This window comes from Bacillus sp. 005/A4HT-01/001 (genome assembly GCF_004634445.1).
GTDB classification, from domain to species: Bacteria; Bacillota; Bacilli; order Bacillales; family Bacillaceae; genus Bacillus; species Bacillus altitudinis.
This window is the reverse complement of record NZ_SEIZ01000003.1, coordinates 228,756-247,871: the sequence shown is the minus strand read 5'-3', so window position 1 is coordinate 247,871 and position 19,116 is coordinate 228,756. Positions and strand designations below refer to the sequence as shown.

Sequence of the window (19,116 nt, the reverse complement as noted above, 5' to 3'; positions counted from 1 at the left end):
TTGTCTACTCGCTGGCTTTTTAAATGCTTACCTTCTTCCCTCTATCTATTTCCTATCATATAAATGACAAGCCACTTCATGCCCTTCTTCGACTGCTTGTAATACTGGCTTTTTGTCCGCACATACATCCATTGCAGCAGGACATCTTGTCCGAAATACGCAGCCGCTTGGCGGATTCACTGGACTTGGAATTTCTCCTTTTAAAATAAACCGCTTGCGTTTATCTTCCACATCAGGATCTGGAATCGGGATAGCAGACAGCAATGCTTGTGTATATGGATGAAGCGGTGTTTTATATAAAGCATCACTGCTAGTCATCTCCACGAGATGTCCTAAGTACATGACACCGATTCGATCGCTAATATATTTAACCATCGATAAATCATGGGCAATAAATAAAAACGTCAATCCTTCTTCTTTTTGCAGTTTTTTCAGCAAATTCACGACCTGAGCTTGAACGGATACATCTAGTGCAGAAATCGGCTCATCTGCCACGATAAACTTTGGCGATAAGGCGAGTGCTCTAGCAATCCCTATTCTTTGCCTCTGACCTCCGCTGAATTCGTGAGGATAGCGTGTAGCAAAATCATGACTTAGCCCCACCGCTTCAAGCAGTTCCTTCACGCGCTCGAGCCTTTTCTTTTGACTGCCATACAATTGGTGGATCTCCATCGGTTCTAGCATAATATCTTTTACAGAGAGCCTAGGATTTAAAGAAGAATACGGATCTTGAAACACCATTTGAATTTGCCTATTGAAATCAAATGATTCTCGGTTCGATAAGTGATGGAGACTTTTCCCTTCATACAAAGCTTCCCCTTCTGTCGGGTCATAAAGCCGCATGAGCACTTTTCCAAGTGTAGATTTCCCGCAGCCTGACTCACCAACAAGACCAAAGGTTTCGCCTTGTTTCAGCTGAAAGGTGACACCATCTAATGCTTTTAACGTTCTTCCTTTCGATAGATGAAAATGCTTTTTTAAGTTGTTGACTTGCAGAAGTGGTTCACTTCCCATCACATCTCCCCCTCTCAGCTTTCAAATACCGCCTTGTTCCTGCCCATTCCTGTTCATATGAAGTACCAGAAAGAGAAAGGAGTTCAATCTGTCTGCCCGTTTTAGGCGAGTGAAGCATCATGCCATCTCCAGCATACATCCCTACATGGCGAACTGCTCCCTTCCCATTGTCATTGGCAAAAAACATGAGATCACCTGGCGCCAAATGGTTTGATGCGACTGGAGTTCCTTGAACTGCTTGGTCACTTGCGTCTCTCGGTAATAAACATCCACATGCTTTGTACATGCTGTAAACAAAACCCGAACAGTCGTAGCCATAGCTGCTCATGCCGCCCCACAAATATGACAGTCCAATAAATTGTTTTCCTATGGCTAAGGCATCCTTACCGCTCATAGAAGAAGGTGATGAAGCACGGCGCACATCTTCTTTTTTGATTTCTCTTCTTCCTACTGGAGTTAGAACATCAAAGGAATCGCTCATTTCTTCAACAAGTGCTAGTTCTGTTAAAAAACTAACCTCCATATCCGGTGTTCCGTTTTGATATAAAACCGCTTTTTTCTGACAAACAATCAAGGGACTAGCAGGTGGTTCACTCTCTGATACTTCATTTAATTGCTCTACAGGGATATAACCTGGGTAGCCTTGCGGGTGTTTCCGGCTTGCCTGCTGCGGGATGACAACTTTCATCCAGCCATCTGTTTCCTCCAGCCCAATGACTCGTTCGCCAAGCAGTACTTGGGTTTGAATAAGATTTTCTTCACATAAGGCCAATTTCTGTTCATATGTTTGCTCATCAATCCATTCTTTGATCTGGACGGAACTTTGAAGAACGTGTCGATCTATTTCTCTCGGCGACTGCGGTGCTGTCCATATATTTGCGACTGGAACCTTTGATTCATATAACATCATAAGACCCCTTTCACTCTTTGAATGCCTAACCCATGATGCGGCGGAAAGAGAATATCTTTTCCTTGATAGATAATTCCTCCGTCTATTAAGTCCTCTTTGAGCATAAGCGGCGCATCAAAATCGTAACGGGTAATATTCGGTTGGCTTGCAGCAAGATGAGCGGCTGCGGTAATCCCTAGTTTTGATTCGATCATACTGCCAACCATGCACTTGACGCCGTATGCTTCTGCTAAACTATTGATTTTCAGCGCTTTTTTGATACCGCCTGTTTTCATTAATTTTAAGTTGATGAGATCACAGCTTCTCGTTTCTAACACCTTGATGGCATCATGGAGGCTAAAAATACTTTCATCTGCCATAATCAATGTGTCTGTTGCTTCCGTCACCCGGCGCAGACCCTCGATGTCTTCTTTAGGCACTGGCTGCTCGACTAGTTCAATATCGAGTGCCTCCATTTTTCGAATGGCGACAATCGCTTCCTTCCATGTCCAGCCTTGGTTGGCGTCAAGCCTGATTTGAATATCCGACCCGACTTTTTCTCGAATCCGTTTGATCCGCTGAATATCCGTATCTATATCATCTTTTCCCACTTTGATCTTTAAGGTACGAAAGCCTTCAGCTGCATATTGCTTCGCATCCTCTGCCATTTCTAGCGGACGGTTGACACTAACCGTGTAATCCGTTTCCAGCTGATTACGATAACCACCAAGATATTGATAAAGCGGCAGGCCAGCCTGCTTCGCTAAACCATCGTAAATCGCCATATCTATTGCAGCCTTTGCACTCGTGTTGCCTACAAGTACACGGTCGATCGCTGAAAAGATTTGTTCATATTGTGACAATGAGGCCCCAATCAAGATCGGCCTCATCACAGCGCAAATAGCATAGTCGATGCTTTCCAGTGTTTCACCTGTAATGACCGATGTCGGCACTGCCTCTCCATAGCTGACATCACCTTGATCATAGGTGATGATCACAATAAGAGATGCGGCGTCATACACCGTTCTTAATGCTGTTTTGAAAGGCTTCTTTAGCGGTACACTCGTTCTGCATGTGCGAACATCTACGATTTTCATTTGATCGCCTCTTTCGCTGCAACACCTGGGGAAATATGCAGTTTTTTCCCTGTAGCATCTAATGTAGCCTGCACGCCGATTGGAACGGCGAAGTTTGGAGATGAATGACCGATCCGAAAACCGCCAAGTGCAGGTTTCTGTTGCGGGACAATATACGTCTCCCATAACTGATCCAGCGTTAACGACTGCTCTTTCTTTTTCGGCTCACATTGATGAAAATCACCAATGATAAATCCCGCCGCATCATGTAATTTTCCTGCAGAGGCTAGGTGCTGCATCATTCGATCGATTTTATATGGTTCTTCGTCAATATCTTCTATTAATAAAAGCTTCCCCTTTGTATCAATTTCAAAAGGTGTACCAAGTGTCGTGACGATAAGGGCAAGATTTCCTCCGGTGATTTCGCCTGAAGCCGTGCCATGATAAAAAGTGTGAAGAGGTGACAGGTGGTTCGTATACGAAAAGGCTTTTGGAGTGAATAGCTGTAAAAAGGTATCCTTTGTATACGGATGAACCTCTTCAAGTCCCACATCAGAGGAGAGCATTGGACCATGAAAGGTGACAAGACCCGTCTGCTGCTGAATGGCTGTATGTAAAAATGTAATATCACTGTATCCCCAAAAGATTTTTGGGTTCCGGCGAATGAGGTCATAATCAATGGCTTCTGCAATTCTTCCTGTTCCGTATCCTCCGCAAGCACAAATCACTGCCTTCACATCTGGATCTTGAAACATGTGATGAATATCTTCCACTCGTTCATGATCATGAGCTGCTAAATAACCATACCGGGAGACGATATACTTCCCCTTTTTCACCTTTAGCCCTAAGCTTTCTAAAAAAGAAATACCTCTTGCTAATTTCAGCTCATCAGGCGGGCTTGCTGGTGCAATGATTCCCACTGTATCTCCTGTTTGAAGTGCCACTGGCAGCTGGTTCATGCCAATCCCCTCTTTCTCTTCGTTTCTTTCAATCTATGGGCATCTTCTTCATAACATGAACGAATAAAGGAACAGACGCTTTTTTCAAAGCGTCCCAGATTGTTGACAAAGGGTTAAAATGAACTTTATTTTAACCCTTTGTCTTCTTTTCAGCGTGATAGAAAACCTTTGCAGCCCTAGGAAGGACGAGCATCGGCGCGGAGCGAATTTGACATTCGTGAGCACCGAAGCGCAGGACTGACACCGAATGCGAGGGTTTGTCTACACGCTGAGACGCTTTTTTCAAAGCGTCCCGTTCTCTCATTTTTCCATTTACTCTCCATCTACCTGCGCCCATTTCAAATCAATGTAACCAACAGGATGACGGACAATGCCCTTTACGCCTTCTTTTTGTAAATAGACTTGGTTATAAAAATGAATGGGAATGATCGGTGCTTCTTCCATGAGAAGTGCCTCGGCATCATGCAGCATACGATTTCTCTTTTGTTCATCTGCTTCTTGACTCGCCTTTTTGATCAGCTGGTCATACGTATCATTTGACCAACCTGTCCGGTTCATCGCATTTCCTGTTTGGAAGCTCTCTAAGAAATTGATTGGGTCTGCATAGTCAGCTAGAAATGAACTTTGCGAGAATTGGAATTTGAGTGCCTTTTGATCTTCTGCAAACACATTTGCTTCCATGTTGGCAAGCTTCACATCTACCCCTAGCGCTTCTTTTAATTGCTGCTGAATGGCTTCTGCTTTTTTCTTATTTTCAGGCTTTGTACTATATGTTAATGTGACGGGCGGCAGCTTTGAATAGTTCTCTTCTTTCAACCCTTTTTCTAATAGTTTTACGGCTTCACTCGTATCATGTTTGACAAGGTCGCCGCCAGCTTCTCTGAAATCTTCACCCTTTGAATCTAAAATTCCTGGTGAAACGAAGGCACGTGCTGGCTTCTCTTCATTTTTCGTTACATACTCTACAATATCCTGAGGATTGATCGCCATTTGAAAGGCTTTGCGAATGTTCTTATTTTGAAAAGGCTCCATGTTGACATTTAGACGATAAAAAAACAGCCCTGCTTGATCTTCAATTTGCACATCTTTGCTTTTTAACAGGTCTTCACTTTGTTCTGCCGGAACGAAGGCCGTATCTAAATCTCCTGATTGATACATTTGGTAATCTGTGTTTCGATCACTGATCATGAGCCATTTCACTTGATCCAGCTTGACCGTTTGTTTGTCCCAATACGTGTCACTTTTTTCCATTGTAAAGCTTTCATCATGCTTCCACTCTGTCAGCTTAAACGGTCCATTACCGACAAAGGTTTTCGCATCCTTGGCCCAGTTCGGGTCCTTCTCCGCTACCTTCTCATTCACCGGGAAAAGGGCAGGGTTTGCGGTCATATTTAAGAAAGATTTCTGCGGGTATGCTAGCTTGACCTCTAGCGTTTGATCATTAACAGCCTTGACTTTTACATCTTCTTTCTTCCCTTTTCCGCTGTTAAACGCTTCGCCCCCTTCAATCATATAAGCTAAGAATGCCGCAGAAGAGCCCGTCTTTGGATCTAGCAGCCGCTTCCACGCATATTCAAAGTCACTTGCTTTGACTGGGTCACCATTTGACCACTTAATCCCATCCCTTAAATGGAACGTGTACGTTTTTCCGTCCTTTGAAATGTCCCATTTTTCCGCCATGGCAGCAGATGGTTCGTGCTTCTCATTCAGTCTCGTTAATCCTTCCATTAAGTTATTGAGCCCTTGCCAGGACACATTATTAAAACCAATGGGCGGATCAAATGATGTCGGTTCGTTTTCGTTATTTAATGTCAAAACTTTCTCATCGCCCTTGCTTGAAGATCCTTTGCCTGCTTGCTCATTGGCTGTACATCCTGCAAGCAGCATCACTGCGATAAAGCACATACTGAGAATCCAACCTGTTTTTCTCATGAAAAACTCCCCCTTTGTGTTGAAGATAAAACCGTTTGCTTCGCTCGTTCATCTTGAAGCCAGCAATGTACTGCATGTGTAGGTGAACGCTGCGTTTCATGCGGCATGATATGATCACACACTTTCATCGCAGACGGGCATCGATCGGTATATGGACATCCTTTTGGCGGGGCAAATAAATCAGGCGGGCTTCCTTCAATAGGAATGAGTTCATCTTTCATATCCAGCCTTGGAACGGATTGCAGCAGCCCTTTTGTATAGGGATGCTGCGGACTGTAAAAGATATCTCGCCTTGTCCCAACTTCAACGATTTTCCCCCCGTACATGACGGCCACTCGATCAGCGACTTGTGCTACGACCCCTAGGTCATGTGTGATTAAAATAATCGTCACGCCTGTTTTTTTCTGAATCTCTTTAAATAGTTCTAAAATCTGCGCCTGTATGGTGACATCTAGTGCAGTTGTCGGTTCATCTGCAATCAGCACCTTCGGCTCACAAATAAGAGCCATTGCAATCATGAGCCGTTGCCTCATGCCGCCGCTGAACTGATGCGGATATTGCTTCAGCCTCTCTTTCGGCTGCGGAATCCCCACCAAATCAAGCATACGAAGCGCCTCTTCTTTCACTTCTTTTTTTGTCAGCTTCTGATGCACTTTTGCAGCCTCCATCAGCTGATCTCCAATTGTCAGCGTCGGGTTGAGTGCCGTCATAGGATCTTGAAAAATCATGGAGATATCGACACCACGGATGCTGCGCATGTCTTTTTCAGATAATGACAGCAAGTTGCGATCACGAAACCAAATTTCCCCTTGATCGACTTGTGCGCTGTATGCAGGGAGAAGCCGCATGATACTTTGAGACGTCACACTTTTTCCGCAGCCTGATTCTCCGACAATGGCGAGGGTTTCTTTTTCATACACATCCACATTCACTCCGCGTACCGCTTGAACAGAACCGCCATATGTCCGAAAGCTGACATGCAGATCGATAATCCGAAGCATTTTTCTCATAGCGCCATCACCTCTTCATCTTTGGATCAAGCGCATCTTGCAAGCCATCACCTAAATTATTAAAACAAAACATCGTCAGCGAAATAAAAAATGCCGGAAAGAATAAACGCCACCAGTGACCATTATCTGACAGCACTGTCGGCAAGGCATCATTGGCCATCACACCCCAGCTTGCAAACGGCGCTTGAATCCCTAAACCGAGAAAACTTAAGAATGCTTCAGCAAAAATCGCTGTCGGTACAGTCAGCGTCATCTGGACAATAATCGGTCCCATCGTATTCGGCAGTAAATTTCTGCGGATGATGCGCAAACTTTTTGCGCCAAAGGTTTTCGAGGCAAGGACATATTCTTGGCTTTTCAGCTGAAGGACTTGACCTCTCACGATTCTTGCCATCCCGATCCAGCCTGTGACAGTGAGCGCCACAATAATAGTGACAAGCCCAGGCCCCATCAGAACCATCAATAAAATGACGACAAGTAAATACGGCAGACCGTAAAGCACCTCGACGATCCGCATCATGACATGGTCATACTTCCCGCCCTTATATCCTGCAATACCGCCATAGATGACACCGATCGCAAAATCAATGAGAGCGGCCATCACGCCCACAAATAACGAAATGCGTGCGCCATACCAAGTACGTGTAAACACATCACGTCCAAGCTCATCTGTTCCAAACCAGTGAGCAGCTGACGGCGGCAAGTTTTGCATGGAAAGCCGCTGTTCTGTCACACTATTCGGCGCAAGGAGTGGACCTAATACAGCCATGACGAAAAGAAAAATCAGCACCGATAAACTAAACATAGCGAGTTTATTTTGTTTTAACCGTCGCCAAGTATCTGCCCAATACGAAAGTGAGGGTCTTTTAATGGCATGGACTTCAGATGTCTTTTGTTCTTTAGGAGCAAACCATTCATCTGGCACTTCATGCGCTTGATTCATTTGATCATGCTGAAGGTGTATGCTCATGCCTTTCCTCCTTTCTGATGCAGCTGGATCCTTGGATCAAGCAGACGATATGTCACATCTACAATGAAAAGAAGGGTAATTAAGATGATGCTGTAAAAAACAGTGGTTCCCATGATGACAGGATAGTCACGGTTATTAATACTCTCGACAAAGTATTTTCCCATTCCAGGGATCGCAAATATTTTTTCAATCACAAAACTGCCTGTTAAAATACTTGCGACAAGCGTGCCAAGGATCGTGACAACAGGTAAAAGTGCATTCCGCAGGGCATGTTTAAACACAATTTTATAAGGGGAAAGTCCTTTCGCTTTTGCAGTTCGAATATAGTCCTGCGACAGCACTTCAATCATGCTCGATCTCGTTAACCGGGCAATGATCGCCATTGGACCTACCGCCAGTGCAATGGTAGGAAGCACCATATGCATTGGACTTGTCCACATCGCTGTAGGAAAGAGCTTTACATTCACAGCAAGCTGCTGAATTAATAAGGTAGCAAAGATAAAGTTTGGTATGGATATACCGAAAACAGCAATCGTCATGGCGATATAATCAATCAAGCCATTATGCCGGAGGGCAGCCATGATTCCGAGCAAGATACCGGAGATGACAGCAATCAAAATAGAGATAAGACCAAGTTCTAATGAGACTGGAAAACCTCTCGCCAATAAATCATTGACACTTTCAGAAGGCTTTTTAATGGAAGGACCAAAATCAAAAGTAACGATGGATTTTAAATAGATCATATATTGAACATAGAGTGGTTCGTCTAAGTGATAGTAGCTTTCGAGGTTTCGCTGGACAGTTTCGTTTGTATTTCGTTCTTCATTGAAGGGCGATCCTGGGATGACCTTCATTAAAATAAACGTTAACGTCGTAATCGTTAAAATCGTGGCAATCATCGCAATCAAACGCTTGAGCAAAAAGCTGGCCATCTGCTGTCTCCCCCTCGCTTAACAAAATGTTGTACGTGCGGCAAGCTCTGTCATGACAAGCATCGCTTGGTAGGCTTCTAATATATTCTCCGCTTGGTACGTCACCGTTGTTGTCCCTTCAATGATGGCCGTACCCGGCATTAAATTCGCCCATTCAGCTTGTCCATAATTGGCAAACTCGATTTTCAGCACTGGCTGCTCAGGAGGCGTGAGCGGCTTCATTTGATGAATTTGTTTCATGGCAGCTTCCACTTGCTGAGAGATGAGGGTGCTCACTTTCGCTGGTGTTAAGCATTTCACAGCAGATCTTGAAATGGTTTCTTTCACCGCCACTGTTTTCACGCCAGGCATTAACTTTTCTGCTTCAAGTGCCGCTTGATCGTCTCCGCATACAAGAATGACCGGAACACCATAATAGCCTGCGACATACGCATTAAAGCCCATTTCACCAATCGGATGATCATTTATGTAAAAATGTCTGACACCAAAAATCATACTGTGAGACATCACACCTTTCATTGATGCCCTTGCATGATAGCCTAAAAAAACAGCGGCATCATACGTTTGATCTAATCCTTGAACCATTGAATAAGGCTTTACATCACCTGATATGAGAGATGCTTCCTCATGCAATTCTTCAATCAACAGATTATTCATTTTAGAATGGCTATCATTCACTAAAATATCGGTCGCCCCATGTGTAAGAAGAGCTTCTACACAGGCGTTCACTTCACCTGTCATGATTTTTCTCCCGCGCTCATAATTGTGCTGGCGGCTATCAACAAATGTATGATCAGCTAGACCAGTAATTCCCTCCATATCGACTGATAAATAGAGCTTCATCCCCATCCCCCTTTAATTAAACTTAAAATTTGTGTATATTTTTCTAAATTTTCTAAAAAATTATATGAGAACTTGATTGATTTTTCAATACAATGTCTGAAAATAAGGAAATTAGACTCAGGTAATACAGGTCAAAAGCATTGATGCGAAAGGATTTATTTTACAGAAAAAACACCACTAGCTATGTCTTTAGTGGTGTTTGTCTGCTTCATCGATTTGCGATTTTAGCTGCGCATATTTTTTCATCGTTTGTGTAAACAAGTCATCGAACATTTGCGGTGCCTGCTGCTGGATGACTGCAGCGCCTTCTCCTGTAATCCCGCCTTTTGTTGCGACCCTGTTCACCGTTTCAGCAAATGTCAGTCCGTGTTCAACAAGAACTTGTCCTGTACCGAGCAGCGCATATGTTAAAAATTCATAGGCTTCTTCTAAAGAAAGCTCACTATTCCGAACAGCGGCTCTCGCCATTTCTTCAAAGATTGCTCCAATAAAGCCCGGAGAAGAGCTTGTCAAATTACTCGCCGCATCAAACCGGTCCTCTTCTACTTCCCTGACGATACTAAAAGCTGAAAGCAGGCGGTGGAGTCGTTCTTGTGCCTCCTGTCCAGTGGTTTCACCATGCGCCACAAGGGATACACCCGTCCCTACGGCTGATGTCAAAGTGGGAATGTATCTAGAAACCGGCTGATTCGTATGTTGCATTAATTTGTCTAACGTGACAGCCGCTGCCACTGATACGATATGAAGAGATGTCTTTGCGGGGCTCAGCTGATCTAAGACATCAAGTACAGCAAGCGGTGGTACACAAACAAACACGACATCACATGATGCAGAGATGTCATCTAAAGAGCAAATGTTGACATGCTGGTTCTTCTCTTTCAGCTGTTGCAGCCGCTCCGTTTCACTTCTTGTATGGATCATAAACTGACTGGCATGAAGTACTCCTTTGTCCAGCCATTTTTGTACCATCATATCTGCCATGCTTCCATATCCAATGATTCCAATAGTCTCCACAGTTTAATCTCCTCTATTTTGCTTAGATTCACTACTTATTTTAACAATTTCCCACAATGTTTTCATTTTTATCCCACACTTTTTTCTTACGATAAAGTCAGTATCCACCACATACAGTCAAACATCTTGAACACATACATGTAAAAATCGATGAAAGAGAGTGATCTTAATGACACAACACAAAGATGAAAAACACACTTCTTATGAATTACAAACAATTGAACAGCCGAAAAAACAGCAGAAGAAGCCAAGTGGCTGGCTAAAGCCATTTGTCAGCGGGGTTGTAGGCGGTACGTTAGCGTTAGGTGTTTACGTTCTGACTCCATATGCTCAGCATTCAGAAAATCATTCAACTGATTCGTCAACGAAAACAGCCGCTGTATCGACAAATGATACAAGTACAAATTCGTCAAAAACAACAGCGTCACAAACATCCAATTCGACCAGCAGTATTTCCAGTATGGTCGAAAACGTATCACCAGCCATCGTCGGCATTACAAACTATCAAACACAAAGTCAAACAACCACAGATTTTGGTAATATGAACACACCTTTTGATGGATCACAGCAAAATCAAAACAGCAGCAGTCAAGAGCAAGAAAGCGGTACCGGATCAGGGGTTATTTTCAAAAAATCCGGCAGTAAAGCCTATGTATTAACAAACAACCATGTGATTGAAGGAGCAAATAAATTAACAGTCTCCTTGCATAATGGCAAGACGGTGGAAGGAAAAGTAGTCGGTTCTGACCCGCTGACTGATCTTGCTGTCGTGGAAATTAGCAGCAGCGGCGTTACAAAAGTCGCTGAACTTGGAGACTCCTCATCCCTTCGTGCGGGAGAAACCGTCATTGCAATCGGAAATCCGCTTGGTGAAGATTTATCAAGAACAGTGACACAAGGAATTGTCAGCGGTGTCGATCGAACAGTGTCTATGGATACATCAGCTGGCGAAAGCAGTATTAATGTCATTCAAACAGATGCCGCCATTAACCCAGGTAACAGCGGTGGACCGCTTTTAACAACAGACGGAAAGGTTGTGGGGATCACCAGTATGAAAATTTCTGAAACAGGTGTGGAAGGTATCGGGTTTGCGCTCCCAATCAATGATGTCAAACCAATTGCAGATCAGCTTCTCACAAAAGGAAAAATCGAACGACCTTATATCGGTATCAGCATGCTGGATCTCGAACAAGTACCAGATGCTTATCAGAAGGAAACGCTTGGACTGACAAGCAGTCAGCTCGATAAAGGCGTGTACGTAAAAGAAATCGCTGCTGGCTCACCTGCTGCCAAAGCTGGATTAAAGGCAGAGGATGTCATCACCGCCATCAATGGCAAAAAAGTGACAACCGGCAGTGAATTACGCCACGAGCTTTACACGAATGCAAAAGTAGGAGATACCATCAGCATCACACTCGTTCGTAATGGAACAGAAGAAACAAAACAAGTGACATTAACACAATCTGAATCAAAGCAAGTCAGCTCTTAACGAAAAAAGCAGCTCAATTTTTATGAGCTGCTTTTTTCATGTTCACTTGATTGGGACCAATCTTTGTTCAATTTCTGCTCGTTTGTGCTCTAAAAATGGTGGAAGTGCTAATTGATCACCAAGTTCATCCACGCTTTCATCCACTGTGAATCCCGGACCATCTGTTGAGATTTCAAACAAAATGCCGTTTGGCTCTCTAAAATATAAGGCTTTAAAATAAAAACGTTCTACAACACCAGAGTTGGTGAAACCGGCTTTGGCTATTTTATCATGCCATTTTTCAAGCTCTTCTGCGTCCGCTACACGAAAGGCTACGTGATGAACACTCCCTCTGCCAGATCGCTCAACAGGTCCTTCTGCTTTTTCAATGACATGAATCTCTGTTCCAGCTCCGCCTTGTCCTGATTCAAAAATCGTCACGATTTCCCCATCATTTGATTGTTCACGTGCTTTTTCTGTGAAACCAAGAATACTCGTTAACACACTGATCGTTTTATCTGCTTCTGCGACTGTTAATTCTACTGGCCCCAAACCTCTGATCGCAAAATCAGCAGGAATCTCATCATGCACTGGCGGCTTCGCTTCATCTTGCACGCTTGGTTCTACAGTCAAAAACAGCTGCTGTCCTTCTGGATCTGTAAATTTCAAGGCAGGTCTGCCACCTCTTAAAGAAGCTGTTTCTTTCTTTACACCTTTTTCTTCAAAGCGCTTTTCCCAAAAAGTGAGTGCCTCTTCTGAAGTGACAATCAGACCTGTGCGTGAGATCGCATTTGTTCCGTCCAGCCGGCGGGCGAGCATCGGTATTTCAAAAAACGTCAGCTCTGTACCAGGTGAGGCGACCTCATCTCCATAAAATAGATGATACATCGATGGATCATCTTGATTAACTGTTTTTTTTACCAGTTTTAAGCCAAGGATTTGGCGGTAGAAATCAACGTTTTTCTGAGCATTTGCTGTTAGTGCTGATACGTGGTGAATCCCATTTATTTTCATTGTGTTCACTCCTATTATAAAATATCTCGAATTCAAGATAATATCCTTATGAATAAAATAGGTCATTTTAGAAGAAAAGTCAACCATTCGGCTGCATCTTTATTGGATGTTCGGCTTTCGCCTATTAAATTAACATTACATCAAAAATATTCTTGTATTGTTCGCTTTTAAGATAACATTCATCCTAATATCTCCAATAAACGAACACTTTTAAATACAAATACGAAAATCAGAAAATTTTTTTAATTCTTGTTTTCCTAAAATCGTATTACAATAAACAAAATACATGTCACAGTAACGTATGAAAGTGATGCAGGAGGTCGTGTGTAATGAACAAAGAACAACCAGCGTTAAAACAAGACATCGGCTTATTTTTTGCCCTATCTCTTGTCATCGGAACAATTATTGGATCTGGCGTTTTTATGAAGCCTGGCAACGTCCTTTCTTATTCAGGAAGCTCAGGCATCGCCTTATTCGCATGGCTGTTAGGCGGGATCTTAACCCTTGCAGGCGGACTCACAGTCGCTGAAATTGGTACACAAATCCCACGTACTGGCGGTTTATATGCCTATCTTGAAGAAGTATACGGTGAATTTTGGGGCTACTTATGTGGCTGGGTGCAAATTATTATTTACGGGCCAGCGATTATTGGTGCTCTTGGTCTTTATTTTGGTTCATTATTAGCTAATTTATTTTCTCTTTCATCTATATGGGCTACAACCATTGGCATTATCACCGTTCTTTTTTTATGTGTGATCAACATCATGGGAACGAAATACGGCGGTTTTGTCCAAGGGCTGACTACGATTGGAAAGCTTGTTCCAATTGCAGCAATTATTGTGTTTGGCTTATGGAAAGGAAATGAACATATTTTCACAGCCGTCAATGAGAGTATCGCACAAATGAACTTCGGCGCAGCAATTTTGGCGACATTATTCGCCTATGATGGCTGGATTTTGCTTGCAGCGCTTGGCGGTGAAATGAAAAATCCAGAGAAACTGCTTCCTCGCGCGATGGCAGGCGGTATTTTAATTGTCACAGCATGTTATCTCTTTATTAACATCGCCCTTTTGCATGTGTTACCAGCTGATCAAATCGTTCAACTAGGTGAAAATGCCACAAGCACAGCTGCTACAATGCTCTTTGGTCCCATTGGCGGTAAAATTATTAGTATCGGAATCATCATTAGTATCTTTGGCTGTTTGAATGGAAAGGTTCTTTCGTTCCCGCGTGTCATTTTTGCGATGGCAGAACGAAAACAAATTCCATTTGCCAAAGCCATTTCACGCATTCATCCTACTTTTCAAACACCTTGGATCGCTGTATTTGTACAGATTTTGATTGCCATTGTGTTTATGATCGTCAGTAATCCCGAGAAGCTGTCAGAGGTTTCGATTTTCATGATTTACATCTTTTATGTGATGGCCTTTTTCGCTGTCTTTAAGCTAAGAAAACAAAACAAGGGAATGAAGCGCGCTTATAGCGTACCACTTTACCCGCTCACACCGATCATTGCGATTATCGGTTCTTTCTTTGTCTTAATCAGCACCATGATCACCGATTGGCAAAGCTGCCTGATCTCCATGCTGATCGGCATTGCCGGACTGCCGATTTATTACTACATGAAAAAAACACAAAATAAAGCAGAGCGCTAAGACAGCCTCTGCTTTATTTTTTATATTGCTTAATGACCTTATAAGATTCGTTTAAATATCTCATCAGCCGGTATGGCTTACTTAAAACTCGGATTGGGAGTCTTGAAATAAATCCATTCAGATTCGCCTTATACTCCTGCGTCATCCGCTTCGGCTTTGTGGCAATTTTTTCATATACTTCTTTGTAAAATTCCTTCATAATGTCGACTTGCACACTGATCTTCTGATGACACTCTGTACACTCAACGCTTTTCATCTGATCATTCACATAAACGATGCTGTGGAGGGTCTCTTCTTGGCACCGAGTACAGTGTAGGTTTGCTTCCATTTCGGTTTTCTTCAAGATACACAGCTCCTTTCTCGTTTGATGTTGCTCTTTTTATACAATACGATGGCTGTCAGCTGTTTATTGGACAGATGCTTCCTTTAAAATAGCTGCCGCAGTCAATTCATCGGTGACGAGCACCTGAATAAAGCCGCCGTTTAAGGCCCCTAAAATACTTTCAGCCTTATGGGTTCCTTCCACAACTGCGATGACTTTTTTCACGTTCTTTAATTGTTCTAACGATAATCCAATCACCTTTTGGTTCAGCTCATCTTGGACTGGTTTCCCTTCCCCGTCAAAGAAACGAAAACCAATATCACCAACAGCTCCTGATTGCCTTAAACCAGACAAATCTTCTTCTTTTAAATAACCGACTGTTTTTAATGTAGAGCCTTTATGCGGATTCCCAATACCGATGAGGGCAATATCAACATTTCTGCCTTCTTCAAGCACAGCTTCTATGTCCTGCATCGCCATCAGCCGCTCTTTTAATTCTTCTGTTTCTAAGATCGCAGGTGCATATAAATAGGAGCACGTACCATTCATTTTCTTTGCCAGCTCATACGCCAGCTGATTCGCGTGAATGTCGACCGCCTGCCTGCCCATTCCACCCTCTAAAGGAATGACTTTGACATCGTTTCTTCGTTCAAATGGATATTCCTTCACTAGCTCGGCAAGTGTGGTCCCCCATGAAATACCGATTTTCTCAGCGCCTTTCATGTTTTTAGAAAGATAATAGGCGCCCGCTTGACCGACTGCCCGTTTGACCATCTCAGACATTGTCCCGACACTTGGAACAACGACAGCATCCGTTAATTGAAAGGTCGTTTCCAGCTGTTTTTCAAGTTCCACTGTATGAATACTTTCGTCTTTAATGTACACTTCAACGATTCCCACATCTTTTGCTTTTTGTAAGAGCTTTGAAATGACTGGTCTTGAGACATTGAGTTTTTTTGCAATCTCCTGCTGCGTCCACCCGTCTGTATAATAAAGATGAGCAACCTTGACGAGCTGTCGTCTTTCTTCCCAATTCAGCATGTGACATCATCCTTTTAATATACTATGATTACCAGTATACCAAACATTCGTTTCTAATTGGAACAATTGTTATGAAAATGACAAAAAGAGCGATCAACTCTCCGCTCTTTTTCCCTCGCTATATTTAGGCTGATACGTTCTCCCGCCATCTAATAAGAGTATCTGTCCGTGCAAATAGCTTCCCTCGTCACTTGCGAGAAATAAAGTGACTCCAGCAATATCTTCTGGTTTTCCTAATCTCCCGATAGGAATAAGTGATCGAAGCTGACTTTTCTCAAGCTCAGTCGGATAGAGCGTATCAAGCATCTGAGATTCAATGACGCGTGGTGCAATGACATTGATGCGGACATGATGGGAACCCAATTCCTTTACAAGCGAACGCATGAGACCAAATGCCCCGGCTTTTGACGCGTAATACTGGATGCCGCCGCCAGAGCCTGTTATCGCAGATCCTGATCCAATAATGACGACGCTGCCTTCTTTCCGCTCACATAGATAGGGTGCTAATGCTTTGATACAGTAGAAAAGACCATATAGATTCACAGCCAGTGTTTTTTTCCAAAGTGAAAAATCAACTTCTAAAAAAGGAAGGGATTTCGTCATTCCTGCTGAATAGACAAGATGCCCAATGCCACCCAGCTCCCTTTCAGCTGCTGACGTCATCTGCTGAACACTTTCCCACGATGAAACATCAGCTTGGAACGTCAGCAGCTGAGGATGCTGTTGTTTTAAAAGCGAAAGTCCCTGTTCATCTATATCTGACACAGCTACACGATGCCCTTCTTTTAAAAAACGCTGAGCAATTTCTTTGCCGATCCCTTGGGCACCACCTACGATGAGAACTGGTTTTTGTTGATTAGCCAGCGCTCTCACCCCCATCAAGCATAATCGCTGCTCCATCTGTAAATGCACCGTACGATGTACTTAAGAAAACCGTCATATGAGCCACCGTCTCCTTGATTTGCTCTTTGTCAGGAAGCAAATGGAGAGGCGGCGGAAGTAGAGCCAATACCCGAATGCCTTTGTCTTTAAATTCGCGCGCTAATCCTTTTGTCATGGCATTCAACATACTATTTGATGTAGCATGTGAGATCCCACCGTCACCTGTTATGCTCCCTGATGAGGAAATATTAATAATGCAGCCCTGCTTCTGATCCACCATATGCCACACAGCGGCTTGACTGGAAAGAAAGACTGTATTTACGGATCTTTCCACTTCATCGACCCATATCTCAGGACTTACGTCATCAATCCCCCCATCTGCTTTTTGCTCGGCTTGATTGACTAAAATATCAAGCTTGCCGCATGTATCGATGACTTGTCTTAGCATAAGCGTAGCATCACGCGGTGTCTCAAGCGGATTGATGACAACAGTTGATTGGCCGCCTAATTTTTCAATGTCTTTGCTAATCGACTTTGCTTTTGATTCATCACGAAAAGCGTGTATGAAAACATGTGCACCTGCCCGGGCCAAAGCCAGGCAGATGGCTTCTCCAAATCCATCTGTGCTATCTGTCACAAGTGCCACTTTCTGATGAAGCTGGACGTGCACACGGATCTCCTCCCTATCCCTTGTTTGGCATTTATTTTCTCAGCTTACTCACAATATCAAGAGCTGCTTCATAAAAGCCTTCTGAGATGGTAGGATGCGGGTGAATCATTTTGGCCATCTCTTCAGCTGTTCCTTCTAAATACATAAATGAGGAAGCCTCTGATATCATCTCCGTTACATGCGGACCAACCATTGTAGCGCCAATGACTTCACCATAAACGGTATCGTACACGAGTTTAATAAAACCTGTTTGAACACCTGCTGCCAACGCTTTTCCGCTTGCAGCTAAATCAAATCGCTCTGCCCGCACGTTTAGCCCTTTGGCTTTTGCCTCTTTCTCAGTCAGTCCAACACTCGCTACCTCTGGCAATGTATAAATACATCTAGGAACGATGTCGTGATTCATTCTTTCAGGCTCGCCGCATATATTGCTAACTGCAACGGCTGCCTCTGCCATCGCCGCATGAGCGAGCTGATAGCCGCCGGCTACATCGCCAATTGCATATACACCTTCAGCACTTGTCTTCATCTCGTCGTTTACTTTAATAAAAGGGCCATCCAGCTGAAGATCGAGCTGACTGACAGCAGATACATTTGGTCTTCTTCCGACACAAACTAACAGTCTTTCAGCCGTAAAGATGTGCGTCTCTCCTTTATCGTCTGTCGCATGAATCGCTTTGACTCCTTCGCTTTCTGTTACCTCTGTCACCGTCGTTTTCTTTGCGATATGGATGCCTTTTTTCTTCAATTCTTTTTCTAGTAATTTCGACGCTTCTTCATCTTCCTGCGGAATAATCGACGGAGCGGCTTCTATAATGGTGACTTTTGATTGGAGACTCTGGAAGATACAGGCCAGCTCAAGACCAATTACACCTCCACCAATGATGACGACAGATGCAGGAATATCTGGGATGTCAAAGATCGTATCACTTGTGTCAAATTGAATCTCTTTGAGCCCTGGAATAGGCGGAATAGCAGGTGATGAGCCAGTGGCAATGATCAGCTCTTTTGTTTCAATCGTTTCTGACCCATCTTGTTTTTCAATGTCAATGCGATTTTTTGTCACAGCTGTCCCTCTGCCGTTATATACATCAATCTTTCCTTGCTTTAATAAAAAGGCGATTCCGCCCCTGAGTTTTTCGATGACATCATCTTTACGTTTTCTCATTTTATCGAAAGAAAGAACCATCTCACCTGTTTCGATTCCCCAGCTTTTTGCTTTCTCAATGGATTCAATGACTTCTGCATGTTTGAGCAGTGTCTTTGAAGGGATACAGCCTCGATTTAAACAAGTCCCCCCTAGAAAATCCTCTTCAATCAATGCAACCTTGTGTCCACGTTCAGCGGCTTGAAGGGCGGCAGTATATCCGCCAGGCCCTCCGCCAATGACTGTCAGATCATACGTTTTTGTCATCCGATTCATCT

18 protein-coding genes are annotated in these 19,116 nt (G+C 43.5%); 2 read left to right on the top strand and 16 right to left on the bottom strand.

Annotation, left to right across the window (positions count from 1 at the left end):
- Nucleotides 1-45 precede the first annotated feature (45 nt).
- From ES896_RS10935 to proG, 10 genes are all read right to left on the bottom strand, one after another.
- Nucleotides 46-1,014, bottom strand: coding sequence for an ABC transporter ATP-binding protein (locus tag ES896_RS10935; RefSeq protein WP_008346217.1), 969 nt, complete (start codon nt 1,012-1,014; stop codon nt 46-48).
- Nucleotides 1,004-1,921, bottom strand: coding sequence for a C40 family peptidase (locus ES896_RS10930; RefSeq protein WP_017359133.1), 918 nt, complete (start codon nt 1,919-1,921; stop codon nt 1,004-1,006). The genes ES896_RS10935 and ES896_RS10930 overlap by 11 nt, the downstream gene beginning before the upstream one ends.
- Nucleotides 1,921-3,000: a dipeptide epimerase gene (locus ES896_RS10925; RefSeq protein WP_046527716.1), complete on the bottom strand. Its 1,080-nt coding sequence runs from the start codon at nt 2,998-3,000 to the stop codon at nt 1,921-1,923. Before ES896_RS10925 ends, ES896_RS10930 begins: the two co-directional genes overlap by 1 nt.
- Nucleotides 2,997-3,938, bottom strand: coding sequence for a S66 peptidase family protein (locus tag ES896_RS10920; protein WP_017359135.1), 942 nt, complete (start codon nt 3,936-3,938; stop codon nt 2,997-2,999). Before ES896_RS10920 ends, ES896_RS10925 begins: the two co-directional genes overlap by 4 nt.
- 312 nt (nt 3,939-4,250) lie before the next feature.
- Nucleotides 4,251-5,870, bottom strand: coding sequence for a peptide ABC transporter substrate-binding protein (locus tag ES896_RS10915; RefSeq protein WP_135226797.1), 1,620 nt, complete (start codon nt 5,868-5,870; stop codon nt 4,251-4,253).
- Nucleotides 5,867-6,880, bottom strand: coding sequence for an ABC transporter ATP-binding protein (locus ES896_RS10910; protein WP_008346229.1), 1,014 nt, complete (start codon nt 6,878-6,880; stop codon nt 5,867-5,869). The genes ES896_RS10915 and ES896_RS10910 overlap by 4 nt, the downstream gene beginning before the upstream one ends.
- Before the next feature lie 7 nt (nt 6,881-6,887).
- The gene (locus ES896_RS10905) at nt 6,888-7,850 is read right to left on the bottom strand and encodes an ABC transporter permease (RefSeq protein WP_008346230.1); all 963 of its coding nucleotides are present in this window, start codon (nt 7,848-7,850) and stop codon (nt 6,888-6,890) included.
- Entirely contained in the window at nt 7,847-8,782 is a 936-nt protein-coding gene (locus tag ES896_RS10900) for an ABC transporter permease (protein ID WP_008346233.1), read from the bottom strand. The genes ES896_RS10905 and ES896_RS10900 overlap by 4 nt, the downstream gene beginning before the upstream one ends.
- 18 nt (nt 8,783-8,800) lie before the next feature.
- A complete protein-coding gene (locus ES896_RS10895) occupies nt 8,801-9,625 on the bottom strand; it encodes a M55 family metallopeptidase (RefSeq protein ID WP_008346235.1) in 825 nt (274 codons plus the stop codon).
- 189 nt (nt 9,626-9,814) lie between these two features.
- Nucleotides 9,815-10,639, bottom strand: a complete 825-nt coding sequence (proG, locus tag ES896_RS10890; RefSeq protein ID WP_135226796.1) for a pyrroline-5-carboxylate reductase ProG — start codon at nt 10,637-10,639, stop codon at nt 9,815-9,817.
- A 169-nt stretch (nt 10,640-10,808) separates the two neighbouring features.
- On the opposite strand from proG, the gene ES896_RS10885 reads away from it, so the two are divergent.
- On the top strand, nt 10,809-12,128 hold the full coding sequence (locus tag ES896_RS10885) for a S1C family serine protease (RefSeq protein WP_056704871.1): 1,320 nt from the start codon (nt 10,809-10,811) through the stop codon (nt 12,126-12,128).
- 42 nt (nt 12,129-12,170) lie between these two features.
- Here ES896_RS10885 and ES896_RS10880 read toward each other — a convergent pair whose 3' ends face one another.
- Nucleotides 12,171-13,121 carry a ring-cleaving dioxygenase gene (locus ES896_RS10880; RefSeq protein WP_017359141.1) on the bottom strand — a complete coding sequence of 317 codons (951 nt, stop codon included), beginning with the start codon at nt 13,119-13,121 and terminating at the stop codon, nt 12,171-12,173.
- 329 nt (nt 13,122-13,450) lie between these two features.
- Here ES896_RS10880 and ES896_RS10875 point away from each other — a divergent pair, with 329 nt between their 5' ends.
- The gene (locus ES896_RS10875) at nt 13,451-14,776 is read left to right on the top strand and encodes an APC family permease (protein ID WP_019743458.1); all 1,326 of its coding nucleotides are present in this window, start codon (nt 13,451-13,453) and stop codon (nt 14,774-14,776) included.
- Between the two features lie 13 nt (nt 14,777-14,789).
- On the opposite strand, the gene ES896_RS10870 is transcribed toward ES896_RS10875, so the two are convergent.
- The 5 genes from ES896_RS10870 to lpdA all read right to left on the bottom strand — a co-directional run bounded on the left by ES896_RS10870 (nt 14,790) and on the right by lpdA (nt 19,105).
- Nucleotides 14,790-15,119, bottom strand: coding sequence for a hypothetical protein (locus ES896_RS10870; RefSeq protein WP_008358910.1), 330 nt, complete (start codon nt 15,117-15,119; stop codon nt 14,790-14,792).
- Between the two features lie 63 nt (nt 15,120-15,182).
- Nucleotides 15,183-16,139 (bottom strand): sugar-binding transcriptional regulator, encoded by a 957-nt coding sequence (locus tag ES896_RS10865; RefSeq protein ID WP_017359143.1) that lies wholly within the window; start codon nt 16,137-16,139, stop codon nt 15,183-15,185.
- A gap of 93 nt (nt 16,140-16,232) precedes the next feature.
- A complete protein-coding gene (locus tag ES896_RS10860; protein ID WP_008346247.1) occupies nt 16,233-17,018 on the bottom strand; it encodes an SDR family NAD(P)-dependent oxidoreductase in 786 nt (261 codons plus the stop codon).
- On the bottom strand, nt 16,996-17,691 hold the full coding sequence (locus ES896_RS10855) for an SDR family NAD(P)-dependent oxidoreductase (protein WP_052320225.1): 696 nt from the start codon (nt 17,689-17,691) through the stop codon (nt 16,996-16,998). The genes ES896_RS10860 and ES896_RS10855 overlap by 23 nt, the downstream gene beginning before the upstream one ends.
- A gap of 31 nt (nt 17,692-17,722) precedes the next feature.
- Nucleotides 17,723-19,105 (bottom strand): dihydrolipoyl dehydrogenase, encoded by a 1,383-nt coding sequence (gene lpdA / locus ES896_RS10850; protein WP_008346251.1) that lies wholly within the window; start codon nt 19,103-19,105, stop codon nt 17,723-17,725.
- Nucleotides 19,106-19,116: the final 11 nt, after the last annotated feature.